Source organism: Serratia marcescens (genome assembly GCF_029846115.1).
GTDB classification, from domain to species: domain Bacteria; phylum Pseudomonadota; class Gammaproteobacteria; order Enterobacterales; family Enterobacteriaceae; genus Serratia; species Serratia marcescens_L.
Window position 1 is genome coordinate 4,151,964 of sequence record NZ_JARVZZ010000001.1, and the last position, 23,342, is coordinate 4,175,305.

At 57.5% G+C, this 23,342-nt stretch carries 27 protein-coding genes; 15 read left to right on the forward strand and 12 right to left on the reverse strand.

Annotated elements, in window-relative coordinates; genetic code table 11:
• The first annotated feature begins 14 nt into the window (after nucleotides 1-14).
• Both paaX and paaY read left to right on the forward strand, forming a co-directional pair.
• Nucleotides 15-953: a phenylacetic acid degradation operon negative regulatory protein PaaX gene (gene paaX / locus QDT79_RS19800; RefSeq protein ID WP_308316951.1), complete on the forward strand. Its 939-nt coding sequence runs from the start codon at nucleotides 15-17 to the stop codon at nucleotides 951-953.
• A 12-nt stretch (nucleotides 954-965) separates the two neighbouring features.
• Entirely contained in the window at nucleotides 966-1,562 is a 597-nt protein-coding gene (paaY, locus tag QDT79_RS19805; RefSeq protein ID WP_060420568.1) for a phenylacetic acid degradation protein PaaY, read from the forward strand.
• A gap of 59 nt (nucleotides 1,563-1,621) precedes the next feature.
• Here the strand turns inward: paaY and QDT79_RS19810 are convergent, their stop codons facing one another.
• The 7 genes from QDT79_RS19810 to QDT79_RS19840 all read right to left on the reverse strand — a co-directional run bounded on the left by QDT79_RS19810 (nucleotide 1,622) and on the right by QDT79_RS19840 (nucleotide 7,594).
• The gene (locus QDT79_RS19810; protein WP_146158851.1) at nucleotides 1,622-2,032 is read right to left on the reverse strand and encodes a putative T6SS immunity periplasmic lipoprotein; all 411 of its coding nucleotides are present in this window, start codon (nucleotides 2,030-2,032) and stop codon (nucleotides 1,622-1,624) included.
• A gap of 2 nt (nucleotides 2,033-2,034) precedes the next feature.
• On the reverse strand, nucleotides 2,035-2,580 hold the full coding sequence (locus tag QDT79_RS19815; RefSeq protein ID WP_063990403.1) for a hypothetical protein: 546 nt from the start codon (nucleotides 2,578-2,580) through the stop codon (nucleotides 2,035-2,037).
• A gap of 120 nt (nucleotides 2,581-2,700) precedes the next feature.
• A complete protein-coding gene (locus QDT79_RS19820) occupies nucleotides 2,701-4,098 on the reverse strand; it encodes an amino acid permease (protein ID WP_063990404.1) in 1,398 nt (465 codons plus the stop codon).
• A 20-nt stretch (nucleotides 4,099-4,118) separates the two neighbouring features.
• The gene (locus QDT79_RS19825; protein ID WP_063990405.1) at nucleotides 4,119-5,306 is read right to left on the reverse strand and encodes an amino acid aminotransferase; all 1,188 of its coding nucleotides are present in this window, start codon (nucleotides 5,304-5,306) and stop codon (nucleotides 4,119-4,121) included.
• A gap of 58 nt (nucleotides 5,307-5,364) precedes the next feature.
• A complete protein-coding gene (locus QDT79_RS19830) occupies nucleotides 5,365-5,736 on the reverse strand; it encodes a RidA family protein (RefSeq protein ID WP_063990406.1) in 372 nt (123 codons plus the stop codon).
• Between the two features lies 1 nt (nucleotide 5,737).
• Nucleotides 5,738-6,535 carry an alpha/beta hydrolase gene (locus tag QDT79_RS19835; protein WP_063990407.1) on the reverse strand — a complete coding sequence of 266 codons (798 nt, stop codon included), beginning with the start codon at nucleotides 6,533-6,535 and terminating at the stop codon, nucleotides 5,738-5,740.
• 147 nt (nucleotides 6,536-6,682) lie between these two features.
• Nucleotides 6,683-7,594 (reverse strand): LysR family transcriptional regulator, encoded by a 912-nt coding sequence (locus QDT79_RS19840; protein WP_107226443.1) that lies wholly within the window; start codon nucleotides 7,592-7,594, stop codon nucleotides 6,683-6,685.
• A gap of 99 nt (nucleotides 7,595-7,693) precedes the next feature.
• Here QDT79_RS19840 and QDT79_RS19845 point away from each other — a divergent pair, with 99 nt between their 5' ends.
• Both QDT79_RS19845 and QDT79_RS19850 read left to right on the forward strand, forming a co-directional pair.
• Complete coding sequence (locus QDT79_RS19845; protein ID WP_063990409.1) at nucleotides 7,694-8,311, forward strand: glutathione S-transferase family protein; 618 nt, start codon at nucleotides 7,694-7,696, stop codon at nucleotides 8,309-8,311.
• 4 nt (nucleotides 8,312-8,315) lie between these two features.
• Complete coding sequence (locus QDT79_RS19850; protein ID WP_308316952.1) at nucleotides 8,316-9,230, forward strand: pyridoxamine 5'-phosphate oxidase family protein; 915 nt, start codon at nucleotides 8,316-8,318, stop codon at nucleotides 9,228-9,230.
• A gap of 38 nt (nucleotides 9,231-9,268) precedes the next feature.
• On the opposite strand, the gene QDT79_RS19855 is transcribed toward QDT79_RS19850, so the two are convergent.
• The gene (locus tag QDT79_RS19855; RefSeq protein ID WP_049201387.1) at nucleotides 9,269-9,484 is read right to left on the reverse strand and encodes a glycogen synthesis protein; all 216 of its coding nucleotides are present in this window, start codon (nucleotides 9,482-9,484) and stop codon (nucleotides 9,269-9,271) included.
• A 211-nt stretch (nucleotides 9,485-9,695) separates the two neighbouring features.
• Here QDT79_RS19855 and gabD point away from each other — a divergent pair, with 211 nt between their 5' ends.
• From gabD to QDT79_RS19875, 4 genes are all read left to right on the forward strand, one after another.
• Nucleotides 9,696-11,171 (forward strand): NADP-dependent succinate-semialdehyde dehydrogenase, encoded by a 1,476-nt coding sequence (gene gabD / locus QDT79_RS19860; RefSeq protein WP_308316953.1) that lies wholly within the window; start codon nucleotides 9,696-9,698, stop codon nucleotides 11,169-11,171.
• A gap of 106 nt (nucleotides 11,172-11,277) precedes the next feature.
• Nucleotides 11,278-11,691, forward strand: a complete 414-nt coding sequence (locus QDT79_RS19865; protein WP_063990412.1) for a GyrI-like domain-containing protein — start codon at nucleotides 11,278-11,280, stop codon at nucleotides 11,689-11,691.
• Between the two features lie 22 nt (nucleotides 11,692-11,713).
• On the forward strand, nucleotides 11,714-12,082 hold the full coding sequence (locus tag QDT79_RS19870) for a glyoxalase superfamily protein (protein WP_172837484.1): 369 nt from the start codon (nucleotides 11,714-11,716) through the stop codon (nucleotides 12,080-12,082).
• 225 nt (nucleotides 12,083-12,307) lie between these two features.
• On the forward strand, nucleotides 12,308-12,751 hold the full coding sequence (locus QDT79_RS19875; RefSeq protein ID WP_072269740.1) for a cupin domain-containing protein: 444 nt from the start codon (nucleotides 12,308-12,310) through the stop codon (nucleotides 12,749-12,751).
• 164 nt (nucleotides 12,752-12,915) lie between these two features.
• Here the strand turns inward: QDT79_RS19875 and QDT79_RS19880 are convergent, their stop codons facing one another.
• Together QDT79_RS19880 and QDT79_RS19885 are read right to left on the reverse strand one after the other, a co-directional pair.
• Nucleotides 12,916-13,776 (reverse strand): LysR family transcriptional regulator, encoded by an 861-nt coding sequence (locus QDT79_RS19880; RefSeq protein WP_308316956.1) that lies wholly within the window; start codon nucleotides 13,774-13,776, stop codon nucleotides 12,916-12,918.
• Between the two features lie 110 nt (nucleotides 13,777-13,886).
• A complete protein-coding gene (locus QDT79_RS19885) occupies nucleotides 13,887-14,702 on the reverse strand; it encodes a helix-turn-helix domain-containing protein (RefSeq protein ID WP_100395599.1) in 816 nt (271 codons plus the stop codon).
• 258 nt (nucleotides 14,703-14,960) lie between these two features.
• Here QDT79_RS19885 and QDT79_RS19890 point away from each other — a divergent pair, with 258 nt between their 5' ends.
• From QDT79_RS19890 to QDT79_RS19910, 5 genes are all read left to right on the forward strand, one after another.
• Entirely contained in the window at nucleotides 14,961-15,131 is a 171-nt protein-coding gene (locus QDT79_RS19890) for a hypothetical protein (protein WP_172837482.1), read from the forward strand.
• A gap of 121 nt (nucleotides 15,132-15,252) precedes the next feature.
• Nucleotides 15,253-15,807 (forward strand): DJ-1/PfpI/YhbO family deglycase/protease, encoded by a 555-nt coding sequence (locus tag QDT79_RS19895; RefSeq protein WP_063990414.1) that lies wholly within the window; start codon nucleotides 15,253-15,255, stop codon nucleotides 15,805-15,807.
• A gap of 8 nt (nucleotides 15,808-15,815) precedes the next feature.
• A complete protein-coding gene (locus QDT79_RS19900; RefSeq protein ID WP_080473410.1) occupies nucleotides 15,816-16,850 on the forward strand; it encodes an alpha/beta hydrolase in 1,035 nt (344 codons plus the stop codon).
• A 58-nt stretch (nucleotides 16,851-16,908) separates the two neighbouring features.
• Nucleotides 16,909-17,484, forward strand: a complete 576-nt coding sequence (locus tag QDT79_RS19905) for an O-methyltransferase (RefSeq protein WP_063990416.1) — start codon at nucleotides 16,909-16,911, stop codon at nucleotides 17,482-17,484.
• Between the two features lie 160 nt (nucleotides 17,485-17,644).
• Complete coding sequence (locus QDT79_RS19910; RefSeq protein ID WP_063990417.1) at nucleotides 17,645-18,382, forward strand: helix-turn-helix domain-containing protein; 738 nt, start codon at nucleotides 17,645-17,647, stop codon at nucleotides 18,380-18,382.
• A 41-nt stretch (nucleotides 18,383-18,423) separates the two neighbouring features.
• Here QDT79_RS19910 and QDT79_RS19915 read toward each other — a convergent pair whose 3' ends face one another.
• Entirely contained in the window at nucleotides 18,424-18,816 is a 393-nt protein-coding gene (locus QDT79_RS19915) for a (R)-mandelonitrile lyase (RefSeq protein ID WP_308316957.1), read from the reverse strand.
• A gap of 172 nt (nucleotides 18,817-18,988) precedes the next feature.
• Here QDT79_RS19915 and QDT79_RS19920 point away from each other — a divergent pair, with 172 nt between their 5' ends.
• Nucleotides 18,989-19,882: a LysR family transcriptional regulator gene (locus tag QDT79_RS19920; protein WP_308316958.1), complete on the forward strand. Its 894-nt coding sequence runs from the start codon at nucleotides 18,989-18,991 to the stop codon at nucleotides 19,880-19,882.
• Here QDT79_RS19920 and QDT79_RS19925 read toward each other — a convergent pair.
• Nucleotides 19,879-20,868 (reverse strand): aldo/keto reductase, encoded by a 990-nt coding sequence (locus QDT79_RS19925; protein ID WP_308316959.1) that lies wholly within the window; start codon nucleotides 20,866-20,868, stop codon nucleotides 19,879-19,881. The genes QDT79_RS19920 and QDT79_RS19925 overlap by 4 nt on opposite strands.
• Nucleotides 20,869-21,173: 305 nt before the next feature.
• Between QDT79_RS19925 and pqqU the strand changes: the two genes are divergently transcribed.
• Nucleotides 21,174-23,327: a TonB-dependent receptor PqqU gene (gene pqqU, locus QDT79_RS19930; protein ID WP_175089941.1), complete on the forward strand. Its 2,154-nt coding sequence runs from the start codon at nucleotides 21,174-21,176 to the stop codon at nucleotides 23,325-23,327.
• Nucleotides 23,328-23,342: the final 15 nt, after the last annotated feature.

A 23,342-nucleotide genomic window follows, 5' to 3' on the forward strand; every position in this document is an offset into this window, starting at 1 on the left:
ACCCATGGAAAAATATGGAACATAAACTGGATGAGTTCATTCGCCATGCCATCGACGCGCAGCCGATCAGCGGCACCTCGCTGATCATTTCGCTGTACGGCGACGCGCTCAGCCACCGCGGCGGCGAAGTGTGGCTCGGCAGCCTGAGCGCGCTGCTGGAGGCCTTCGGCTTCGGCGATCGCTTCGTGCGCACCTCGGTGTTCCGCCTGCAGAAAGAGGGGTGGCTGGCGGTGGAGAAAATAGGCCGCCGCAGCTTCTACCGCGTGACCGAGCAGGGAATGCGCCAGTTCCGCCATGCCGAATCGAAAATCTATCTGCGCGAGCAGCCCGCCTGGGACGGCAAGTGGGAGCTGTTGCTGCTGGAAACCGCCGAAAAAAACGCGCGCGCGCGGCTGAAAAAAGAGCTGGGCTGGCTCGGGTTCGGGCAAATCGCCAGCAACCTGATGGCCGCCCCCACCCATGCGCAAACCGACGTGACGGCGCTGCTCGGCGAGCTGAACGCCAGCGAGCAGGTGATTTATTTCCGCGCCGATTATCCCTACAACCGCTCCGAGCAAACCCTGCAGAAATTGGTGGCCGACTGCTGGTCGCTAAGCGAAGTGGCGGCCGGCTATCACGAGTTTATCGTCTCATTCCGGCCGCTGATGGCGCTGCTGCGCGAAGTCGACCCGGCGGCGCTGACGCCGCTGCGCTGTTTCCAGATTAAGCTATTATTGATTCACTTCTTCCGTCGCGTAGTGTTGAAAGATCCGCTGCTGCCGGACGCGCTGCTGCCCACGCAGTGGGAGGGCCAGATCGCCCGCAACCTGTGCATCAACCTTTATCAGCAGGTCGATCGCGCCGCGACGGAGTACGTCAGCGCGATGGCGGAAACCACCATCGGCGCCCTGCCCGCGCCGGCCGCCGGCTACTATCGGCGCTTCGGCGGCCTGCCGCGCGACCCTACATTTTAAGGAACTCACGCTATGCCTGTGTATCAGATTGACGGCCTGACGCCGGTCGTCGACCCCAGCAGTTATGTGCACCCGACGGCGGTGCTGATCGGCGACGTGATCGTCGGTAAACACGTGTACATCGGCCCGAATGCCAGCCTGCGCGGCGATTTTGGCCGCCTGGTGATCTGCGACGGCGCCAACATTCAGGACAACTGCGTGATGCACGGCTTCCCGCAGCAGGACACGGTGGTGGAAGAAGACGGCCATATCGGCCACGGCGCCATCCTGCACGGCTGCCGCATTCGCCGCAATGCGATGGTGGGCATGAACGCGGTGGTGATGGACGGCGCGGAGATCGGCGAGAACACCATCATCGGCGCAATGGCGTTCGTCAAAGCCGCGGCGGTGATCGAAGCCAACAAGCTGGTGGTCGGCAGCCCGGCGCGCGTGCTGCGCGATCTGACCGAACAGGAGCTGGCCTGGAAGATCGCCGGCACCCGCGAGTATCAGGATCTGGTACAGCGCTGCAAATCCTCGCTGCACGAAGTGGCGCCGCTGACCGAAATCGAACCGGGCCGCCAACGCCTGAGCTTCGGCGACCACCTGATCCCGAAAAGCCAGCTGTAATCTCAGGAAATGACGCGGGCCTTCCGACCGCTAACTTGATTCAGATAGCCTGAAACAGGCTATCTGATCTGCTCAACTTTCAAGACCCCCGATTCACGGTATAACCGGAATGACGAGCTAAAGTTCCGTCCACCTGATTGACCTTCCCCTTTAAAGAAAGTCTCAGTCAGGAACCCGTAGGTATGTCCTTCCTTGAACGGATAACCGAAATCAGGCACGCACAAGTCTTGTGATAAAAGGAGAGGTTGGCTTTCATTTACATCAAAATATTTTCTAAACGCTTCATTCTCTTTATCCGCTTCTACGATCTGGATCCCATTTAGATACTCATGACTTTTCGCGGGCACCTGCAGGCATACCTTATCATCGACCACACTCACCTTTGCGGCCTGAATATCGAGAATCCTTGACTCACACGCTGACAACATCAGAATGGAACAAAGCGTCGCCAGGTATTTCCTCTTTTCCATTATCATTTCACTCCTTGCAGAAAGCGGAACAGCGTTTTGCGATACCTTGTCGCTAACGTATTTTGATCTGAAACACCTTGATAAGTGACCACCGGCCAAGCCTTACGCCGCTGGATATTCCATTCACGGTAGCCATAGGCCTGCAAAACATAGTAATCAGCAATAATCTGAGCCTGCTGCTCAAGCCCATAGTCCAATAACGCTCTGTCATCCAATCGATAGGTATAATCAGCTGCCCAACTGAACATTCCCCGAGCTCTTACCCACATACCTTTCTGATGCTGCCATACGTGCATCATTTCATGAATAAATAGATGCCTGATATCAACGGTTGATTCAGCGCCAAAATCCGGGGAATACAGCTCTTTTCTGAAAAACAATTCGCCATTAGGCGTCATAGCCGTTCCACGCCTTTGTAAGCCAAAAGGAAGATAGCTAGCGCAATGTATCCACACACGCGGATAAGCTATCTCCCCACCAAAAACCGTTCTTGCTAAAGCAATCTCTTTCAACGTTAGCTGTCTGAGCGATCCTTCTTCCTTTTGCATGCGCTATTCTTTATCCCTGTACGCTAAAACCACAAACCTCATGTTAAAAAACCGCCTTTTCAGACTAACAGTACATTACCCCTCCGTTTTGAGCACGCCATAACCGTATCAGCCTATCGATTACTCCACCTCAGGCGCTTTGAACGGCGACGGCGCAGCCGCACGGCGGCTCTGGAAGTGATAAGCAACCACCAGCAGTAAAGTGAACGGAATACCGAACCACAGCGTCATGCGGAAGAATTCGGTAAACGCCGTCGAGATCATCAACGCCGCCATCAGCCCGGCGCCCAGCAAGGTGGTATAGGGGAATCCCCACATGCGGAACTTCAGGTGGGTCTGCCGATGCCGGCGGCGGAAGAACAGGTGGGTGACGAAAATCATCAGCCAGGTAAAGCAGGCGCCATACACTGAAATAGACATCATGGCGGCGAACGACGTGTCCGGTGCCACCAGGCTCAGCACGATAGACACCACGATGCCGATGCACGACATCGCCAGCGCATTGACCGGAATGCCGCGCCGGCTGACGCGCCCCAACGCTGCAGGTGCCTGCCCGGCGCGCGACAGCGAGAACATCATGCGGGTGGTGATATACAGCTGGCTGTTCATCGCCGACAGCGCCGCCACCAGCACGATAAAGTTGAAAATACCGGCGGCGGCGGGTAGATGGATCACGTTCATCGCCATCAGGAACGGACTCTCGCCGGTGCCGGACTGGCGCCAGGGCACGATGGCCAGCATCAGGGCGATCGACAGCATGTAGAAGATGAACAGCCGCACGATGGTGCCCTTGAACGCCGCCTTCACCGCAATCACCGGATTTTTCGCCTCGCCGGCGGCCACCGCGATCATTTCAATGCTCAGGTAGCTGAAGATAGAAACGATCACCGCGAACCACATGCCCTTGACGCCAAACGGCATAAAACCGCCGGCGGTCAGGTTGCGCAAGCCGTAGGCCGGGTTGCCCGAGAACGCCAGAATGCCGATGCCGATCAGAATGAACGCCACGATCGCCGTCACTTTGACGGTGGACAGCGCGTATTCCACCTGGCCGAACGACTTCACGCCGATCACATTGACGACGATCACCGCCGCCGAGAACAGCAGTACCCACGGCCAGGTCGGCGTCGCCGGGAACCAGAACTGCATGTACATGCCGATGGCGGTAACTTCGGTGCCCACCGCCAGCACCACGCAAGACCAGTAGGAGTAACGCACCAGAAAACCGAACAGCGGGCCGAGATAGAATTCGGCGTAGTCGCCGAACGAGCCGGGCGTCGGGTGTTCAGAGGTCATTTCCGCCAGACTGCCCATCAACAACAGCGCAATAACGCCGCCGATCAGGTAGCTCAGCAATACCGACGGCCCCGCCATCTGAATGGCGTAGGCACTGCCGAGAAACAGCCCGGTGCCGATGGCGCCGCCGATCGCCAGCATCGACATCTGCCCGGCGGTAAGATGCTTGTTCAACCCGCCCTGACGGCGGGCGATATGCTCAAAATCATTCATCTGTAGCATGGCTGTGTTCCCGAGCGGAGTTAGGCGGAACGGGTGACGTCGAGAATGGCGGCGGTCACGTAGTCGATATTGCCGGGGTTGAGCCCCGGCAGGCACATGCGGCCGGGCGAAACCAGATAGATGGCGTAGCGCTGTCGCAGGGTCTGCAGCTGCGCTTCGTTCAGGCCGGTATAGCTGAACATGCCGCGCTGATCGCGTATGCGCCGGTGATCCAGCGAAGAACCGCCCCGCGCCAGGCTGGCGGCCAGCTGCTCACGCATCTGCTTGATGCGCACGCGCATTTCCGCCAGCTCATTGCGCCAAAGCTCACCGAGTTCGGCGTCGCCGAGCAGGGTTTCCACGATCTGGCTGCCGTGCGTCGGCGGGCAGGAGTAGCTGCGACGGATCAGCGTTTTTAACGCGCCTTTGACGTTGGCGGCGTTTTCCGCATCGGCGCAGCGCACCGACAGCGCACCCAACCGCTGGCCGTATAGCGCCACGTTTTTGGAAAACGAGTTGCAGACCAAAAACGGCAGCTCGGTTTTCAGCGCTTCGCGCAACGCAAAGCAGTCTTCCTCCAGCCCGTCGCCAAAGCCCTGATAGGCAATATCGAACAGCGGCAACAGGTTACGCCGTTGCAGCACGGCGAGCGTGGCGCGCCACTGCTCCGCCGTCAGATCGGTGCCGGTCGGGTTATGGCAGCAAGGATGCAACAGGACGACGCTGCCCGGCGGCAGGCTGTCCAGCGCGTCGAGCATGGCGGCAAAACGCAGGCCGCCCGCCGCTTCGTCAAAGTAGGGATAGGTATTCACCCGCAGCCCGGCCCCTTCGAAAATCGCCCAATGATTGGCCCAGGTGGGATCGGACACCCAAATGTCACTGCGCGCCAGAAAGTGGCGCAAAAAATCCGCCGCCAACTTTAGCGCACCGGAGCCGCCGACGGTCTGCACCGTGGCGATCTCGGCCGCCTGCCGCTCACCGAACAGCAGCGCCTGCACCTGGCGAGCGAACTGCGGCGAACCTTCGATCGGCGGATAGCCGTGCGGACGGCGCAGCGCCAGCAACCGCTGCTCGGCGGCCTCGACCACCCGCATCAACGGAATATTTCCCTGTTGGTCGTAATAGAGCCCAATGCCTAAATTCACTTTTTTCGGATTGGGGTCCTGTAAATAGGCTTCCATCAGCGACATAATAGGATCGGCTGCGGAAGGTGCAATCTGTTTAAACATGACGCATCCTTAACTCGTTATTGAATTAATATGAAGACGGACTTAATGAGAAATTAAATCAAGCGATGGCGCTTACGGTAATTTCTATTTTCATTCCCGGCACCACCAACTTTTCGACAATAACCGTGGAGCGATTGGGATAAGGATAACTAAAGTATTTCCGGTAAATATCATCGAGCAATTTAACGTCGTTGACGTCGGTGAGATAAACGATCACCTGCAGCACCTTATCGCTGTGGCTGCCCGCCGCCTTCAGCGTCTGCGCCAGATTGTCAAAGGTTAACGTAATCTGTTGCTCAGGCGCGCCGGTCTCGATGCTGCCGTCCGCCCGCACCGGGCCGTGTGCGGTGAACAGCATGCCGCCACCCCGGGTAGCCCAGGAAAAAGGCTGGCCGATGTTCGGCAGCCCGGTCTCTACGATCTCGCGCATGTCAGTGGTTCCCGTGCTGGTCAAGTTGGCGAAGCAGCGCGCCGTCGGCGGCGAACAACGCATCCAGAATAGTGAAATGATTGGCGCCGGGCACCGCGACCAGATCGGCCCGCAGCCCGCGTTGGCACAGCGCCGCGTGATAGTGCTGCGACTGGCCGATCAGCTCCGGCAGCTCCAATGCGCCGTAATACAGCGTGAGCGGCTTACTGCACGCCGGCAGGTGGCGCGCCGGACTGAGCGTTTCAATCTGCCGCGCGGTCAGCTGCAGCGCCCGATTGACATAGCTCTCTTGCAGCGGCGCCAGTTCGAACAGGCCGCTGATGGGAAAGACCGCATCCACCAACGCATGCTGCTGCCAAAATGCCGCCAGATGCCCACCGGCGGAATGGCCGCACAGATGCACTGGATGGGCATAGTGCAGCGGCAGACGGCGCTGAATGGCATCAAGCGCCGCCCCCACCTGGCGACAAATGGCGTCAAGATTAACCGCCGGCGCCAGCGCATACTCCACCAGCACCACGTCAAAACCCAACGCCAACGGCCCGGCGGCGATAAAGGCGAAATCCGCCTTATCGCAGAATTGCCAATAGCCGCCGTGAATAAAAATTAACGTCCCCTGGTGCTGTTTTGCAGAATAGATCCAATCAACCGTCTCGCGTTCGCTTTCGCCATACGCAATATTTTTTTCATGTTTTGCCTGATGATAAATAGCCGCACTGCGGGTTTGGAATGAAGCTAAAATAGCGTCTTCATTATTCACCGTGGCGCCGTTGTCATAACTCCCCACAAGTTGTTTCATATATTAAACTTCGTTTATTATTTAAGATATGAATTAACTATTAGCACCCGCAACATTATTGTCAAGACGAGCACATCAGCAATGCGCGCCCGGTAAAATAAAACAACACGGGCGGCGAAAAAGTTTAACCCATGAAACTTTTTGCGCTTATTTTCCCCGCCCGTCCGGCTGAATTTGCGGCAATACGCTGAGCCGCTCAAACGCATAATCCCAAAAGGCGCGCACCTTCAGCGGCATGCGCTGCGCCTGCTGCGCCACCAGCTGTACCGGCATCGGCAACGGCTCATGATCCGCCAGCAGCCGCACCAGCGTGCCGGCGGCCACATCGTCCGCCACCTGATACGAGAGCAGCCGGGCGATACCCTTGCCGGCGCGCACCGCCAGCAGTTGCGCTTCCACGTCGTTGAGCAACAGCCGGGGAGCCAAGCGCACCCGCTCGCCGTTTTCCTGCGGGCCGAAACGCCATTCGCGCAGCGACGGCCGCTGGGTGCCGACGATGGTGGCATGCTCCGCCAGCTGCGCCGGCGAGCGCGGCTCGCCGCAGCGCGCCAGGTAGGCCGGGCTGGCGACCGTCACCCGGCTGACCTGCCCCAGCCGCCGCGCTACGCGCGAAGAGTCTTGCAGATGGCCGATGCGCACCGCGATATCCAACCCTTCGTCAATCAGATCGAGATTGCGATCGTTCAACACCATTTCGATCTGCATCTGCGGGTAGTCATCAAGAAACGCCATCACCACCGGCGCCACGTAGCGGCGGCCGAACTGCACCGGCGAGGTGACGCGCAGCAAGCCGCTCAGCTGCGCTTCGGCGGTATCCTGTACCACCGCCTGATAATCCTGCAGCAGCTGTTGCGCGCGCTCCAGCAGCCGCACGCCCGCCTCGGTAGGCGCCAGCCGCCGGGTGGTGCGTTCCACCAGTCGGGTGCCGAACCGCTGTTCCAGCGCGGCGATCGCCCGGGTGATCGCCGGCGCCGAACGCCGCAGTTTGCGCCCGGCCCCCGCCAGGCTGCCCTGCTGCACCACCGCCACGAAGATGGCCAACTCGTCTAACCGATCCATAGACTCTTCCGAGAAGTGAAATTATCAATTTCCACATTGCCGGATTCCGCTCATTCACCGCAAGAGTATGCTGGAAAAAAAGCACTGAGGAGAAACGCCATGTCCACCATCACCCTCTACGGCACCCCGCTTTCCGGCCACGTTCACCGCGTGGCGTTGCTGCTGCGCATGCTGGCGCTGCCCTATGAATGGGTAGAAGCCTCGGCGGCGGTGCGGCAGAGCGCGGCCTTTCGCCGGCTCAACCCGTTCGGCCAGATCCCGGTTTTGCAGGACGGCGAGCTGACGCTGGCCGACAGCAACGCCATTCTGGTCTATCTGGTGAAACGCTATGCGCCGGACAGCCACTGGCTACCGGAACAGCCGGTAGCGGCGGCGCAGGTGCAGGCCTGGCTTTCCAAAGCCGCCGGCGAAGTCCGCTACGGCCCAGCCTCCTGCCGACTGATCGCCCAGTTCGCGGTGCCGGAGGATTATCAGGTGGCGCGGGCAATCAGCGATCGTTTTCTGCCGCAGATGGAGCAGCACCTGAGCGAGCGCACCTATCTGGCCGGCGAACAGGCGACCATCGCCGATTTGGCCTGCTACAGCTATGTGGCGGTCGCGGCCGAAGGCGGCATTTCGCTGGCGCCTTACCCCGCCATACGCCGCTGGGTGGCGAGCATCGTGGCGCTTCCCGGCTTCTTCGCCATGCCCCCACTGCCGGCACCTGCGGTGAGCTGACGCCATGATCCCGCAACGGTTTCACCCCGATGAGCTGCGCGCGCAGACGCTGGCCGGTTTCGAGCGCGTGGGCGGCGGCATCTACCCCGCAATGCCGGATCAGCACCGCGCGTTTTTCGCCGCGTTGCCCTACCTGTTCGTCGCCACGCTGGATGACCAGGGCTGGCCCATCGCCACCCTGTTCAGCGGCCCGCCCGGATTTTTACGCTCGCCGGACGACACACACCTGCGCATCAGCGCACCGCGCCGCAACGACGATCCCGCTCAGGCGCTGTTGCTGCCCGGCAAACCGGTCGGCGCGCTGGGGCTCGACTTCAGCAACCGGCGGCGCAATCGCGCCAACGGCACCGTCGGCCGCACCGACAAAAACCGGGTGGAGATCGTCGTTCACCAAAGCTTCGGCAACTGCCCGCAGTACATTCAGCGCCGCGAACTCTACCCGGTGGAGAGCCGGCCACAGCCGGTTGAGCATTTAGCGTCGCTCGATCCGGCGGCGCAGGCGCTGATCCGCACCGCGGATACCAGCTTCGTCGCCAGCGGCGCGCACCTGGAACTGGCGCAGGGCGGCGTCGATATTTCCCATCGCGGTGGGCGGCCCGGCTTTATCCATCTGGAAGGCGACACGCTGTGGATGCCGGACTTTCGCGGCAACCGCTATATGAATACGCTGGGCAACCTGCTGGCCGAACCGCGGGCGGCGCTGCTGTTCATCGATTTCGATCGCGGTGACGTGCTGCATCTGCAAGGAAAAACGCAGATCCTCTGGCGGGCGGAAGGAGATCCCGGCGTTGAAGGGGCGGAACGCTATTGGCGGTTTGACGTTCACCGCGCCTGGCGCTTTGCGGCGGCGCTGCCGTGGCGGGGACGCGATCTGGAGTATTCGCCGGCGACGCTGGCGACTGGAGTGTGGCACCGCTGAAATGAAAAGCCCCGCTGCGGCGGGGCTGAATCGGGAAATTACAGGCTGTGTTCGGCCGCCGCTGCGGCCTGATAAAGCTGACGAAAATAACTCAACCGCGCAAAGAACAGGCGGCTTTGCTGTTCCGACATATTGCCGGCCACCTGCCCGGCGTCAATCTGCCGCCCTTGCCATTCCATCAGGGCGATACTCGACGCCAAAAAATCCATTTCGCTGCCGTAGGCTGCGAGATGTCTGTCCACTGATTTCATCATTCGCACACTCCTTTTAATCACATCGAAAAGGGTCATATGCCTGCTCTTTCAGTATCGGCCCGACGGCGGATATTTTTTGTACAGAAGGTGCGCATGAAGAAAACGCTCATCTTGTCGCCACGCTGGCAAACGGCGACGGCAAAGTTTGCTAGGGTAAAGGGTAGCCGTATGGGATAGACCATTCTGTTGAACTCAGCAAAGGAAGAGACCAATGAGCACCAGCATCAGCGCTACCCTCAAGGATCCCACGCTGTTCCGCGAGGCCAATTACATCGACGGGCAATGGTTGCCGGCCACAGCAGGCAACACGATCGCCATCCATAATCCCGCCAACGGCGAGTTGGTTGGCCACGTACCGGCCTTCGGTGCCGAAGAAACCGCACGCGCCATCGCCGCCGCCAAAAAAGCGCTGCCCGCCTGGCGTGCGCTGACCGCCAAAGAGCGCGCCGGCAAGCTGCGGCGGCTGTTTGAACTGATGATGGAAAATCAGGAAGATCTGGCGCGCATCATGACGGCGGAACAGGGGAAACCGCTGGCCGAAAGCCGCGGTGAGATCGCCTATGCCGCCTCCTTTATCGAATGGTTCGCCGAGGAAGGCAAGCGGGTCTACGGCGACACCATTCCGCAGCCCCAGGCCGGTCGCCGCATCATCGTGCAGAAAGAGCCGATCGGCGTGTTCGCCGCCATCACCCCGTGGAACTTTCCGGCGGCGATGATCACCCGCAAAGCCGGCCCCGGCTGGGCGGCGGGCTGTACCGGGGTGATCCGCCCCGCCAGCCAGACCCCGTTCTCGGCGCTGGCGATCGCCGTGCTGGCGGAGCGCGCCGGGCTGCCCGCCGGGGTATGCAACGTGATCACCGGCCCCAGCAAAGGCATCGGCGGCGAACTCACCGCCAACCCGGATGTGCGTAAACTCTCCTTCACCGGCAGCACCGAAGTCGGTGCGCAGCTGCTGGCCCAGTGTGCGCCCACCATCAAGAAAACCAGCATGGAGCTGGGCGGCAACGCGCCGTTTATCGTGTTCGACGACGCCGATCTGGACGCCGCCGTGGCCGGCGCGGTCGCTTCGAAATACCGCAATGCCGGCCAGACCTGCGTCTGTACCAACCGTTTTCTGGTGCAGGACGGCGTGTACGACGCCTTCGCCACCAAACTGAAAGCCGCCGTCGCCAAGCTGAAAGTCGGCAACGGCCTGGATGACGGCGTCACCATCGGCCCGTTGATTAACCCGGACGCAGTGGAAAAAGTGCGCGAGCATATCGCCGACGCCGTCGAGCACGGCGCCTCGGTACTGCTGGGCGGGCAACCCGACGTGCTGGGCGGCAATTTCTTCACCCCGACCATTCTGACCGACGTACCGCGCACGGCGAAAATCTTCCGCGAGGAAACGTTCGGCCCGGTGGCCCCCCTGATCCGCTTCAATCAGGAAGCGGAAGCCATCGAACTGGCCAACGACACGCCGTTCGGCCTGGCCGCTTACTTCTACAGCCGCGACATCGGCCGGGTGATGCGCGTGGCCGAAGCGCTGGAGTACGGCATCGTCGGCATCAACGAAGGGCTGATTTCCACCGAGGTGGCACCGTTCGGCGGCATGAAGCACTCCGGTTTGGGCCGCGAAGGCTCGAAGTATGGCATCGAAGACTATCTCGAGATCAAATACCTCTGCCTTGGCGGTTTGGGCGCCTGATACGAGTGGCCCCCGCACCTGCGGGGGCCGCTATCTGGCGGATCCGGAAAGCCTTTGCGACCTTTAGGCCTCTCGTTCGAACGGTTAGTTAAAAGGAATTTCCAGTATGCAACCTCTCGTGGTACAGCTACCCGGCTTTTACGTCGCCGGCCAAACGGTCAGAACCACCAATCAGGACGAAACCCGGCCCGAGACGGCTAAAATCCCCGCGCTGTGGTCAGACTTTTTCGCCACCTCGCCCACCACGCCGGTCTATGGGGTCTACTCTAACTACGCCTCCGACGCCGGCGGGCCGTTTGACGTTACCGCCGGCAGCGCGGCAGAGAACGGTCTACACATCCAACCCGGCCGCTATCTGGTGTTCCAGGCCCGTGGCGCCATGCCGGCGGCGGTCATCGCAGGCTGGCAAGCCATCTGGACCTACTTTGAGCAACACCCGGAAATCGAACGCCGCTTCCTGACCGACTTCGAAGCCTATACCGGCCCCGAGGCGGTCAATATCCATATCGGCTGCCGCTAACGTAACAGTGAGATCGACGATGATCACTTTCTCCCCCGCCATTCCGATCCTGCGCATTTTTGCGGTCGACAAGGCCAAAGAGTTTTATCTGGACTTTCTCGGTTTCACGCTGGAGTGGGAGCACCGTTTCAGCGAAGATCTGCCGCTGTACATGCAGGTGAGCCGCGCCGGATTGACGCTGCACCTGAGCGAACACTATGGCGACAGCACGCCCGGCGCCGCTATTTTTATCCCGGTGCACGATATCGATGCGCTGCACCGGGAGCTCACGGCCAAAAACTACCGCTATGCCCGGCCGGGGTTGGAGGTTGTCGACTGGGGCAAAGAGCTGAACCTGACCGATCCGTTCGGCAACCGCCTGCGGTTTTACGAGCAGAGTGGATCGGAATGAATGTGATAACGTTCATGAGTCCGTTCTACCGGATGAGAATACTATTTTCAATCTCGTAAAATTGAAAAACGTTCATTACATTCATTTAGTCAAAAATATTCACCGCTGTGCTTAAAAAAAGTTACTTTCGGCAGGAAATGGGCTTTGCTATAAATTCCCCACCCGATGTAAGCACCTCGTTATAACAACATCGTGATCTCCCTTAAACATTGCCGGAGTGCACTTATGAAAAGTCACATTTTAATATCCACAATAGTCCTTCTGACGTCCGTTTCCGCATTTTCCAAAGATCAAAATACGGCTTCTGCTAAAGTAGAGCAGCTGGTGGAAAGTACGTCAGCCTGGGATGGCACACCCTACAAAAGTTATCCATCCGGCCAACCTGATCTAAGAGTCATCAGAATGACGATTCCTGCCAACACGGCACTTCCCTGGCATACACACCCCTATCCAAACGCAGGTTATGTTTTAAAAGGCCAGCTTACTATCGAAGACAGAGACTCTGGTAAAAAACAAACGTTTAAAACCGGTGAGGCCTTTCCTGAAACGGTCGGAGGCGTACATCGTGGTATCAGTGGGAATACCGAGACAGTGCTGATATTGACTTATTCTGCAGTCAAGGGTGTTCCGACATTTACATCAGAGCCAGGCGAAGTGGATGAGTATTGATAACTGAAACTGAACCGCATGCTTTTTCAATTTAGATATCCAATGCCACTTTGCATTAAATACCCTGTTAGTTAAAATCCCTTGCATGGACAGCCCAGCTTTAGAAGGGCTGTCCCGCCAAACGCCCTCCTAACTCACCGATATAATGGAATTAAGAATAAGGTCTAGCAGAACACACCTGATACAAAGTCAGAGACCAGCATTGATGCGTCATCACTCTTTCTCCATACAAAAAATAAATCATTCCTTTCAAGCTCAGGAATCTCCATGGCCTGTATTTTACTCTGAGTTGGAAAGCACTTTTCTAAAATACTTTCCGGTACAAAGGAAAACCCCAAACCGGCACTTACGCAGGCGGTGATAACATCATACGACTCCATCTCCAATATCATATTAGGTCTGATTTTTTTACTCGAAAGTAGGTATTCAATCAGGTGTCGATAGCTACAGCTTTTTCTAAATGTATAAAGATCCAGTGTTTCCAAAAAGCCAAGATCGATGGTTGCCGGCAAGGACGGGGGCACAATCAACATTAATCGCTCTCTAAACGCCAACGTGCTGGAAAGCAACGGATGCTCTATGGGACCATCGGTAATGATGAGATCGAGTGCCCCTTCGAGTAACTCTCGCTCCAGATTGAGAGAGTTATCAGACCTGATATGCAATTCTATATTGGGGTATTTCATTCGATGATTGACGATGTATGAAGGCATGTGAGAGGACAGCACCCCCTCCAGAGCACCGACAAGAAAAACACCGTTCGCTGCAGTATTTCTATTGAATAAATGTTCAATATTGACAGCACGCAACAATAAGTCTTTAGCACTGCGGTAAAGTATGCGCCCCTGTGGCGTTATCAATAAGCGGTTCTTTTCTCGATTGAATAGCTTCGCCCCCAACTGCTCTTCAAGCTGTTTCAACCGAATAGTGATATTGGATGGAACACAATTCAGCTTCTTGGCCGCAGCGGCAATGGTTCCATTTTCAACAATTGCACAGAATAAGCTTAACTGATGTAGCTTCATTTTATCGCTTGATTCCTTTCTTCTTACTATAAAACAGACTAATAATCTGCAGTTAAAATAAAACTCTCAGAAAACCTGCCGCCTCTAATCGATAAAAACCCCAGACAACGCTATTGTTGCAAGGCAGCAAGGCGTTCGCGAGTCGCCATATCATTTGGAAAATAGACGACCAGGCGCAATAAAGGATTTTGGTTAAGCGTAAAGGTCTCGTAAGAAGTTTCAAGCCGTGTGCCATCCGGATAAAACAACGGCCGATACCCGTTGGTTTTTTCCAGGACGCGATGCTGATTCCAGAGCAGGCGAAACAGATCGCTTCGTTCATAAAGCTCCGCATGCAGTTCAAAAAGATACGTGTCCTGCGGGAAAAGAGCTATCGCAAAACGCAACATAGCCGCCGTATCTTCAGCCTTCTCACGCCAGGTGGCGTAGCGGTTCTTTGCCTCATCATCCAGAAAAACCACTCGCGCCAGATTCAATTCATGTACACTTTCATCTGTGCCGGTAATCAGCTTTCTGGCTAAAAAATTCGGACTTATGATGTCAAGCCGTACATCCAGAAAATAGGCAGGCGTCAACACAAAGGACTCAATATAAAACTGCAGCGTTGCTGCGTCAGAATATATTTCCGCAGATGAAAGAGGGCGTTCTCGGTTAAACAACAAGTACAAATATTGCCGTTCCGACGCGTCTAACCTGAGTACATCCGCCAGAACGGACAGCGTCTGCAACGAAGGATTGCTCACTCGCCCCTGCTCCAACTTGGTATAATATTCTACGCTCAACCCCGCCTGTTCGGCCAACTCCTCTCTACGTAATCCTTTGACTCGTCTATTCTTTCCATCATCCAAAATGCCAAAATCAGTGGGTTTCAAGCGACATCTTCGGCTGTAAAAAAAACTGCGAATCTGCTCGATCAACATATTCATACAACATCCTGTTTCGTTGGGTCCGACGTTATCACGGGGCGTGAAATAACGTTATTCATTATTAATTAATAACACCTCATGACCTCTCCCGCCATTTTTATTTTCTGTCATATCGCCGAAGCAGAACGCCCGCCCTCGCTTGGAAACAATTATAACAAACTGGTACTGTCAGAGACTGTTTGGACAACGAGTAAAACGGTAAAGTTATGTCACCCACTGTTTTAACAAGAACACATTTATACACCTGCGGAGATGATCATGTATCAATTTAATCATTACACGGCCAAAGAGTTGGCGCTAGCCTATTTAGCGGGAATTAATCATAAACTGACTCCGGATGAGTTTATATTGGAAGTGAAACGGCAAGAGCAATGCTTCAGCAAAATATTAAACAAACAATATCAATCAGATGTTGTTATAACCAGCTGATAAACATAGCCATACCATTCATCTCTTCATACTTGTAACAAGGTGGCTCTGCCAGAGACTGGTTGGGCGCAATTTTGCGTTGCTATTATCCCTATGGCCCTCATGTTTGAAGGAAATCTGTATGTCTACGTTAAATAAACGAATCCTTTTCATTACCTATAACATCGGTGTGGAAAAAGATGAACTGCTTATCCCATTACGTCGCCTTGCCGCTAAAGGTGCAGAGGTTGTGCATGCGGCGGCGGAAAGCTTACGCGTGCAGACTTTTGTCAACGATACCGATAAAGACGAAATTGTTAATGCCGATCGACTGCTCAGCGATGAAATTAAAACCGCTGATTTCGATGCATTAGTCATCCCGGGCGGGACGGTCAACGCCGATAATATTCGTATCGACACGCACGCCATCAGGTTGGTCAACGAATTCATCACCGCCGGCAAACCCGTAGCGGCGGTTTGCCATGCCCCCTGGCTACTGGTCGAAGCCGACCGCCTGGCGGGCAAAAAACTGACTTCCTACCATACGATGAAAAAAGACCTGACCAATGCAGGCGCCCGCTGGAGCGACGCTCCCGTGGTCCGTTCGGACGAAAATGGCTGGGTATTGATCACTTCAAGAAACCCAGGGGACCTGGAACCTTTCTCCCTGGCAATCGCAAAAGAATTAGGCTTATAAGGAACACAATGATGAATGAAGCATTCAAAGCGCAACATGCCGGTTCCGAACCCGGTTTTCTTACCAGAAACAACGTGGGTGAATTTAAAACCCAGGACTGGGATGAGAATGCTCGTCTGCAGGTCACTGATTATGTTGTTGAACGCATCACCTTTGATAGCCAAGGGGTGGAAATTGTCGGCAATCTCTTTTCACCGGCAAAATCAGCTTACCGCACCCCCGCAATCGCCGTGATGGGGCCGATCAGTTACGTGAAGGAACAGGCACCGTTGCAATACGCCAGCCGCTTGGTCAAACACGGTTTTACCGTACTGACCTTTGATCCTCGCGGTTTTGGCGAATCGTCAGGCGAACCGCGCGGCTATGACTGGGGCGCCAATAAAACCGAAGATTTGAACGCAGCGGTCGCTTATCTTTCGCAGTTGGACAGTGTGGATGAAGAAAGCATTTACGCGCTTGGGCTGTGCCAAGGCGTTAACTGGACCATTGATGCGGTCAATTCCAATCCGTTAATCCGTGCCACTGCCCTGATCGCAGGGCAGTATTTGGTGCCGGCAACCTGGATGCTTTACCTTCAGTCGCAAGAGGCGATCGACAATCGCGTTGGCATGGCGCTTAAAGCCCGTGAACGCTTTGAGAAAGCCGGTGAAATAGAATACATCCCGGTGGTCAGCACTGAAGATAAATCGGCTTATCTGACTGCGGAAGCCATATACAATTTCTACGCTCCCTGGGCGCAGCATGACGTCTTGGCCAACCACCGTGGCCGCTGGGAGAATAAAATGACTCGCATGAGCGAAGCGGGGATCTGGGCACGAGACAGCAGTAAAGCGATCGCCGATCTGCAAAAACCCGTGCTAATGATCCACAGTGAACGCGCCGCGAGCGGAGAACAAATCCCGCGGCAGCTGTTTGACAGCATTGGCAGCAGCAATAAACAGCTGGTCTGGTTTGGCGGCAGAAACCAACTCCAGTTCTATCAGGATCCGCTCACCGTTGATGCAGCAGTACCGCACGTCGCCAATTTCTTTAACAAGTTTTAATTCCACATCAGGCGTTCGCCGTTATCGAGCGGACGCCCCTCACGAGCAGGATTTCACCATGTCCCACCCACGCAAAACAAACCAGGAAACACTGGCGCCGCTGGCCACCCTTTATCAGGAAACCAAAAGATTACAGCGTAAACGCGGCAACTGGTCATACGTATTCGAAGACGCTGTCGGGCTCTACGACACCGTTAGCAATCTGTGTCCCACCAAGATACTGGAGCTAGGCACGGCCATCGGCTTTACCTCATGCGTTATGGCGCTCGCAGCTCCTCAGGCAGCGATCGACACTATAGATAAAGATGACGTGAACGTTGAACTTGCCCGACACAATACCGCCTGGCTTAGCCTCTCATCGCGGATAACTGTGCACCACGGCGATTTCAACACCGTCATCGATACGTTAGACACAGAATACGATTTTGCCTTCTTCGACGGTTTTGCACCGGAAATCACGCTGCTCAAGAAGATACATCATCGTCTCGCATCGCAGGGCGTTCTGGCCTGTTCCAATTTATCTCTCTGCAACGATGCCAGAGTCATGGCGTTTTTGACCTCTGCCGAAATCTGGCGCGAACTGTCGCCTATCGAGCAAGCCAACACGCGCATCTTCAGAAAACGCGCCGGATGAAGATCACACGCGGAAATTGCCTGTAGCAGAACTCGCCCGGACAAAATCATCCGCTTCACCAAACTAAACGCCGCGGCGTTCTATTCGCATCATTCCCTATTTCCCCCACTGACACTCTTGCCAGAGCGGTATCGTTGAATTCACTGACAAGGATAATTTCATGCAAAAAGTTATTATTCATAAAATGCTGGAGTGGCTCGAATCCAGCCTGCAGAGTGACCTGACGCTGAATGCGGTTTCTCAGCGCAGTGGTTATTCCAAATGGCACCTGCAGCGAGAGTTCAAGAAAGTCACCGGCAAAGATTTAGGGCATTACATTCGCGTTCGCCGACTGTCAAAAGCCGCACTGGCGCTGCGCTTAACCCGTAACTCTATCTATAATATCGCCAAGCGATACGGATTCGACAGTCAGCAAGCTTTCACTCGTGCTTTCACGCGGCAGTTCGGCCTCTCCCCCAGCCGTTACCGCCAGAACGAAAAATGGGACATGAGCACGCTGCATCCCCCATTGCAAATCGACAGCAGCATAGTGCCGCAAACTGAATTTATGTACCTTACCCACCGGCGCCTAAGCGACCTGGCCAGGCGTTATTCCTTGCTTCCATGGCGCGTTCATCCTCCGGCACTCGACGCACCTCATATACGGATGATGTTGTCATGCTTCTGCAGCGAAAAATCCGCTGTAACACCGGGAAAATATGCCGTGTTCCGTTACGCTGGGCCCCACAATAAGCTACTCGATTTCGTCTTCTCGCTGTATGACTCAATTCTGCCCCTCAACAGGTTAAGTCGCCGGGAAGGTTCAGATCTCCAACTGGTTTATGCTGAACAGGCGACAACGAGCGATCCCGGCACTTTTCGCTGCGATTATCTGATCCCGATCATCAGGTTGGGATAGGGGCATCGCCGCGACATCGATTGAGTCTCACCATCGAGCGATTATCGGTACTCCGCCTCGCTGACCGGCTCCAGCCAGGTCACCGGGCTGCCGTCCACCGCTTCGGCGATGGCGATATGGGTCATGGCGGTGTCCGGCGTTGCACCGTGCCAATGTTTGACGTCAGCCGGGATCCAGACGATATCGCCGGGATACATTTCCTGCGTGGTCTCGCCCCACATCTGGATCCAACCGCGACCCTGGGTGACGATCAGCGTCTGGCCGAGCGGATGCGTATGCCAGGCCGTGCGCGCGCCGGGTTCGAAGGTGACAGTCGCGCCGCCCACCCTGGCCGGCGCGTCACCGGCGAACGGCGCGTCAATGCGCACCTGCCCGGTAAAGTAATCCGCCGAACCGCGCTGTGAGGGGATAGAACCGCTGCGTTGTATTTTCATCTGTCGTGTCCTCCACGTCGGCTTTCCAACCTACGCTGATAGTTATGAGTCAGTGATGCCAAGATAGCGCCATGCTTTTCCGGCGACTAGCGGGTAAAATGTGCAAGGAGCTATGAGTTAAATTCATAAATCTACGCGCGACAGTGCGCTCACCTTCCTCTTCGGTACCGGTATGTTGAAAGAAAACTTTAACGATCTGATCGCTTTCCTGATGGTGGCCAGGGAGCGCAGCTTCACCAAAGCGGCAGCGCAGCTTGGGGTTTCCCAATCGGCGCTCAGCCACGCCATTCGCGGGCTGGAAGAGCGCCTGGCGCTGCGCTTGCTCACGCGCACCACCCGCAGCGTCGCCCCCACCGAGGCCGGCGAACGGCTGCTCAACAGCATCGGTCCACGCTTTGCGGAGATAGAAAACGAGCTGAACGCGCTGGGTGAAATGCGCGATCGGCCCGCCGGCAACATCCGCATCACCGCCGGCGAACACGCGGTGGATGCGGTGCTGTGGCCGGTGCTGCGCACTTTTCTCGTCGATTACCCGGATATCAACGTGGAAATCACCGTCGATAACAGCCTGACCGACATCGTCGCCGGGCGTTTCGACGCCGGCATCCGGCTGGGAGAACAGGTGGCGAAGGACATGGTCGCGGTGCGCATCGGGCCGGACATGCGCATGGTACCCATCGCCTCGCCCGCCTATTTCGCCCGTTACGGCCTCCCCGCCACGCCGCAAGCGCTGCAAAACCATCGCTGCATCAACATGCGTTTACCTACCCTCGGCGGGCTGTACGCCTGGGAATTTGCCCGCGATGGCCGGGAGATCAAAGTGCGGGTGGAGGGGCAACTGACCTTCAACAGCCTGCGCCAGCGGATCGACGCCGCGCAGCTCGGCCTCGGCATCGCCTTTGTGCCGGAAGATACCGTCGCCGAGCCGCTGGCCGACGGGCGGTTGCAGATGGCGCTGGACGACTGGTGCCCGCCGTTTCCCGGCTATTACCTCTATTATCCGAGCCGCAGGCAGCACACCACCGCCTTTGCCCTGCTGATTGAGGCGCTGCGGCGCGGGGCTTAACGCCCGACGTTTTTCTGCAGATGCGCCGGGTAACGATCGCCGATCACATCAATCGCGGAGAGCGCGCGCTCAATCTCGCCCAGTTCGTCCGCCGCCAACACCACCGACGCCGCCGCGAGGTTTTCTTCCAGCCGATGGCGCTTGGTGGTTCCCGGGATCGGCACGATCCACGGCTGCTGCGCCAACAGCCAGGCCAGGGCGATCTGCGCCGGCGTCACGCCCTTGCGCTGCGCTATCTGCCCCAGCACGCTCACCAGCGTCTGATTGGCCCGGCGCGCTTCGGCACTGAAGCGCGGCACCACGTTGCGAAAATCGCCGCTGTCAAAGGTAGTGTCTTCGGTGATGGCGCCGGTGAGAAAGCCCTTGCCGAGCGGGCTGAACGGCACCAGACCGATGCCCAGTTCCACCAGCGTCGGCAAGATTTCACGCTCCGGTTCACGCCACCATAGCGAATATTCGCTTTGCAGCGCCGTGACCGGCTGCACCGCGTGGGCACGCCGAATGGTTTGCGCACCCGCTTCCGACAGGCCGAAGTACTTCACTTTCCCTTCGCGAATCAGTTGCTGCACCGTACCGGCCACCTCCTCGATAGGCACATCGGGATCGACGCGGTGCTGATACAGCAAATCGATCGTCTCTACCCGCAGGCGCTTCAGCGAACCTTCCACCGCCCGGCGAATATGCTCCGGGCGGCTGTTCAACACCTGTTGCCCCGCCGGTTGCGACAGGTCGAAACCGAATTTGGTAGCGATGACGACCCGATCGCGCACCGGCGCCAGCGCTTCGCCCAACAATTCCTCGTTCGTGAACGGGCCGTAAATCTCCGCGGTATCGAAGAACGTCACGCCTTCATCGACCGCGGCGCGGATCAGATCGATCGCCTGCCGTTTGTCGGTGGCCGGGCCGTAGCCAAAACTCAACCCCATGCAGCCCAGGCCCAACGCCGATACTTCCAGTCCTTCACGCCCCAACTTGCGTGTTTGCATCTTCACTCTCCCGCTGATTGATACCGGCCCCGCCTGACGCGGAGCCGCTCCGGTGTGATGACTGTAAAACGCAACTGCCGCCATGACTATGGGGCGAAATACGCTTGGGCTTATGAGCCAGGCTCATGAATCCGTTAACCGTCGCTGGGACCGGAGTTTTTGCGGGAACGTTCCTGCCCGAGATACTCTATACTGATGTCAGGATGCCTTACCCTTTTCGTTTAGCGTCATGTAGATGGAGCGACAGATGGCTAACTCTGAATCGACCTGCGATTCCCTTTCAATACCAGTGGCAGATTTATTCCATGACCAATAAGAAAAGCGCCGTGCTTACCCCGGCTGCAATGCTATTGCTACAGCCTATGTTCGCCAGCCAGGCGCTGGCGGCAGAAAATAATGAAGAAAAAAGCGACACCCTGGTGGTGATGGCGCAACCCACCGGATTGACCGAGCTGGGGTCGCCGGTGTCCGTCAGCGTGATCGACGGCCAGGACCTGCGCAACGCCGCCCCGCAGATTAACCTGTCGGAAAACCTCGGCAGCGTGCCGGGCCTGCAGCTTCAAAACCGGCAAAACTATGCGCAGGATCTGCAGCTGTCGATACGCGGGTTCGGCAGCCGCTCGATGTTCGGCGTGCGCGGGGTGCGCATGTACGTCGACGGCATTCCCGCCACCATGCCCGACGGGCAGGGGCAAACCTCCAATATCGACATCAATTCCGTCGAACGCATCGAGGTGCTGCGCGGCCCCTATTCCGCGCTGTACGGCAACGCCTCGGGCGGGGTAATCAATGTTGATACTATTACCGGCACCCAGCCGCCGACGCTGGAGGCCGGCGGCTATTTCGGCAGCGACAACACCTGGCGCTATGGAGTGAAAGCGACCGGCGCCACCGGCGACGGCACCCAGGCCGGCGACGTCAACTACGCCATCTCCGGCACCCGCTTTACCACCCAGGGCTACCGCGATCACAGCGCCGCGCGGAAAAACCTCGGCAACGGCAAGCTCGGCGTGCGGCTCGACGACGTCAGCACCCTGACGCTGATGTTCAACAGCGTCTCGATTGACGCCGGCGATCCGGGCGGCCTGACCGAGGCAGAGTGGAAGGAAAACCCGCGCCAGGCGCCACGCGCGGATCAATACAACACCCGCAAATCGCTCGACCAGACCCAGGCCGGCCTGCGCTATCAGCGCCAGATGAGCGAGCGCGACGAACTGACGCTGACCGCCTACCACGGCGAGCGCCACACCACGCAGTATCAATCGATCCCGATGGGGCCGCAGCTCAACCCCACCCACGCCGGCGGGGTGATCGTGCTGGAAAGAAAATATCAGGGCATTGACACTCGCTGGAAGCATGAGGATACTCTCGCATCGTTACCGGTAACACTGATCGGCGGTCTGGATTATGAAACCATGACGGAACGCCGCCAGGGGTTCGAAAACTTTATTCTGCGAGACGGCACAGTGGACTACGGCGAGAAAGGCGACCAGCGGCGCAACGAGAAGAACCGCATCTGGAACCTGGATCCTTACCTGCAAACCTCCTGGCAACTGACGCCGCACTGGACGCTGGACGCCGGCCTGCGCTACAGCACGGTCAGCTTCGACTCGACCGACTATTACATCACGCCGCGCAACGGCGACGACAGCGGCAGCAAACGCTACCACCAGTGGCTGCCGATGGGCTCGCTCAACTACAAGATCAATCCGGCGTGGAACGTCTATCTCTCCGCCGGCCGCGGCTTTGAAACCCCGACCATCAACGAACTCTCCTACCGCCCCGACGGCCAGACGGGCCTCAATATCGGCCTGCAGCCGTCCACCAGCGACACCGTTGAACTCGGTAGCAAGCTGCGCCTCGGCAACGGGTTGGTGAGCGCCGCCCTGTTCCAGACCGATACCGACAACGAGTTGGTGGTGGCGGAAAGCAGCGGCGGACGCACCAGCTACGCCAATGCCGGCAAAACCCGGCGGCGCGGCCTGGAGCTGGCGCTGGATCAGGAGTTTGCGCTGGACTGGCGCCTGCATATGGCCTGGACGCTGCTGGACGCCACCTACCGCAGCGATATGTGCGGCAAAGCCGCTTGTACCCCGGCCCAGACCATTCCCGCTGGCAATCGCCTGCCGGGCATCGCACGCAACATGGGCTACGCCTCGCTGGCGTTTGCGCCGCCGGAAGGCTGGCACGCCGGCGCGGAGCTGCGCTACATGAGCGACATTCAGGCCAACGACGCCAACAGCGCGCAGGCCCCCTCTTACACCGTGGCCGGCGTAAACGCCGGCTATCGCTTTACCTGGAATCGCTGGGCGCTGGACGTGTTCAGCCGGGTGGACAATATTTTCGATCGCCGTTACGTCGGTTCGGTGATCGTCAATGAAGGCAACGGCCGCTATTTCGAGCCGGCGCCGGGTCGCAACTGGGGTGGCGGCGCCACCTTGTCTTACCGCTTTGAATAAGGCAAAGCACCTTAA

Coding starts and splice junctions, on each gene's coding strand:
- paaX (WP_308316951.1), top strand. CDS start 15: ATGGAACATAAACTGGATGAGTTCATTCGCCATGCCATCGACGCGCAG.
- paaY (WP_060420568.1), top strand. CDS start 966: ATGCCTGTGTATCAGATTGACGGCCTGACGCCGGTCGTCGACCCCAGC.
- QDT79_RS19810 (WP_146158851.1), bottom strand. CDS start 2,032: ATGGAAAAGAGGAAATACCTGGCGACGCTTTGTTCCATTCTGATGTTG.
- QDT79_RS19815 (WP_063990403.1), bottom strand. CDS start 2,580: ATGCAAAAGGAAGAAGGATCGCTCAGACAGCTAACGTTGAAAGAGATT.
- QDT79_RS19820 (WP_063990404.1), bottom strand. CDS start 4,098: ATGCTACAGATGAATGATTTTGAGCATATCGCCCGCCGTCAGGGCGGG.
- QDT79_RS19825 (WP_063990405.1), bottom strand. CDS start 5,306: ATGTTTAAACAGATTGCACCTTCCGCAGCCGATCCTATTATGTCGCTG.
- QDT79_RS19830 (WP_063990406.1), bottom strand. CDS start 5,736: ATGCGCGAGATCGTAGAGACCGGGCTGCCGAACATCGGCCAGCCTTTT.
- QDT79_RS19835 (WP_063990407.1), bottom strand. CDS start 6,535: ATGAAACAACTTGTGGGGAGTTATGACAACGGCGCCACGGTGAATAAT.
- QDT79_RS19840 (WP_107226443.1), bottom strand. CDS start 7,594: ATGGATCGGTTAGACGAGTTGGCCATCTTCGTGGCGGTGGTGCAGCAG.
- QDT79_RS19845 (WP_063990409.1), top strand. CDS start 7,694: ATGTCCACCATCACCCTCTACGGCACCCCGCTTTCCGGCCACGTTCAC.
- QDT79_RS19850 (WP_308316952.1), top strand. CDS start 8,316: ATGATCCCGCAACGGTTTCACCCCGATGAGCTGCGCGCGCAGACGCTG.
- QDT79_RS19855 (WP_049201387.1), bottom strand. CDS start 9,484: ATGATGAAATCAGTGGACAGACATCTCGCAGCCTACGGCAGCGAAATG.
- gabD (WP_308316953.1), top strand. CDS start 9,696: ATGAGCACCAGCATCAGCGCTACCCTCAAGGATCCCACGCTGTTCCGC.
- QDT79_RS19865 (WP_063990412.1), top strand. CDS start 11,278: ATGCAACCTCTCGTGGTACAGCTACCCGGCTTTTACGTCGCCGGCCAA.
- QDT79_RS19875 (WP_072269740.1), top strand. CDS start 12,308: ATGAAAAGTCACATTTTAATATCCACAATAGTCCTTCTGACGTCCGTT.
- QDT79_RS19880 (WP_308316956.1), bottom strand. CDS start 13,776: ATGAAGCTACATCAGTTAAGCTTATTCTGTGCAATTGTTGAAAATGGA.
- QDT79_RS19885 (WP_100395599.1), bottom strand. CDS start 14,702: ATGAATATGTTGATCGAGCAGATTCGCAGTTTTTTTTACAGCCGAAGA.
- QDT79_RS19890 (WP_172837482.1), top strand. CDS start 14,961: ATGTATCAATTTAATCATTACACGGCCAAAGAGTTGGCGCTAGCCTAT.
- QDT79_RS19895 (WP_063990414.1), top strand. CDS start 15,253: ATGTCTACGTTAAATAAACGAATCCTTTTCATTACCTATAACATCGGT.
- QDT79_RS19900 (WP_080473410.1), top strand. CDS start 15,816: ATGATGAATGAAGCATTCAAAGCGCAACATGCCGGTTCCGAACCCGGT.
- QDT79_RS19905 (WP_063990416.1), top strand. CDS start 16,909: ATGTCCCACCCACGCAAAACAAACCAGGAAACACTGGCGCCGCTGGCC.
- QDT79_RS19910 (WP_063990417.1), top strand. CDS start 17,645: ATGCAAAAAGTTATTATTCATAAAATGCTGGAGTGGCTCGAATCCAGC.
- QDT79_RS19915 (WP_308316957.1), bottom strand. CDS start 18,816: ATGAAAATACAACGCAGCGGTTCTATCCCCTCACAGCGCGGTTCGGCG.
- QDT79_RS19920 (WP_308316958.1), top strand. CDS start 18,989: ATGTTGAAAGAAAACTTTAACGATCTGATCGCTTTCCTGATGGTGGCC.
- QDT79_RS19925 (WP_308316959.1), bottom strand. CDS start 20,868: ATGCAAACACGCAAGTTGGGGCGTGAAGGACTGGAAGTATCGGCGTTG.
- pqqU (WP_175089941.1), top strand. CDS start 21,174: ATGACCAATAAGAAAAGCGCCGTGCTTACCCCGGCTGCAATGCTATTG.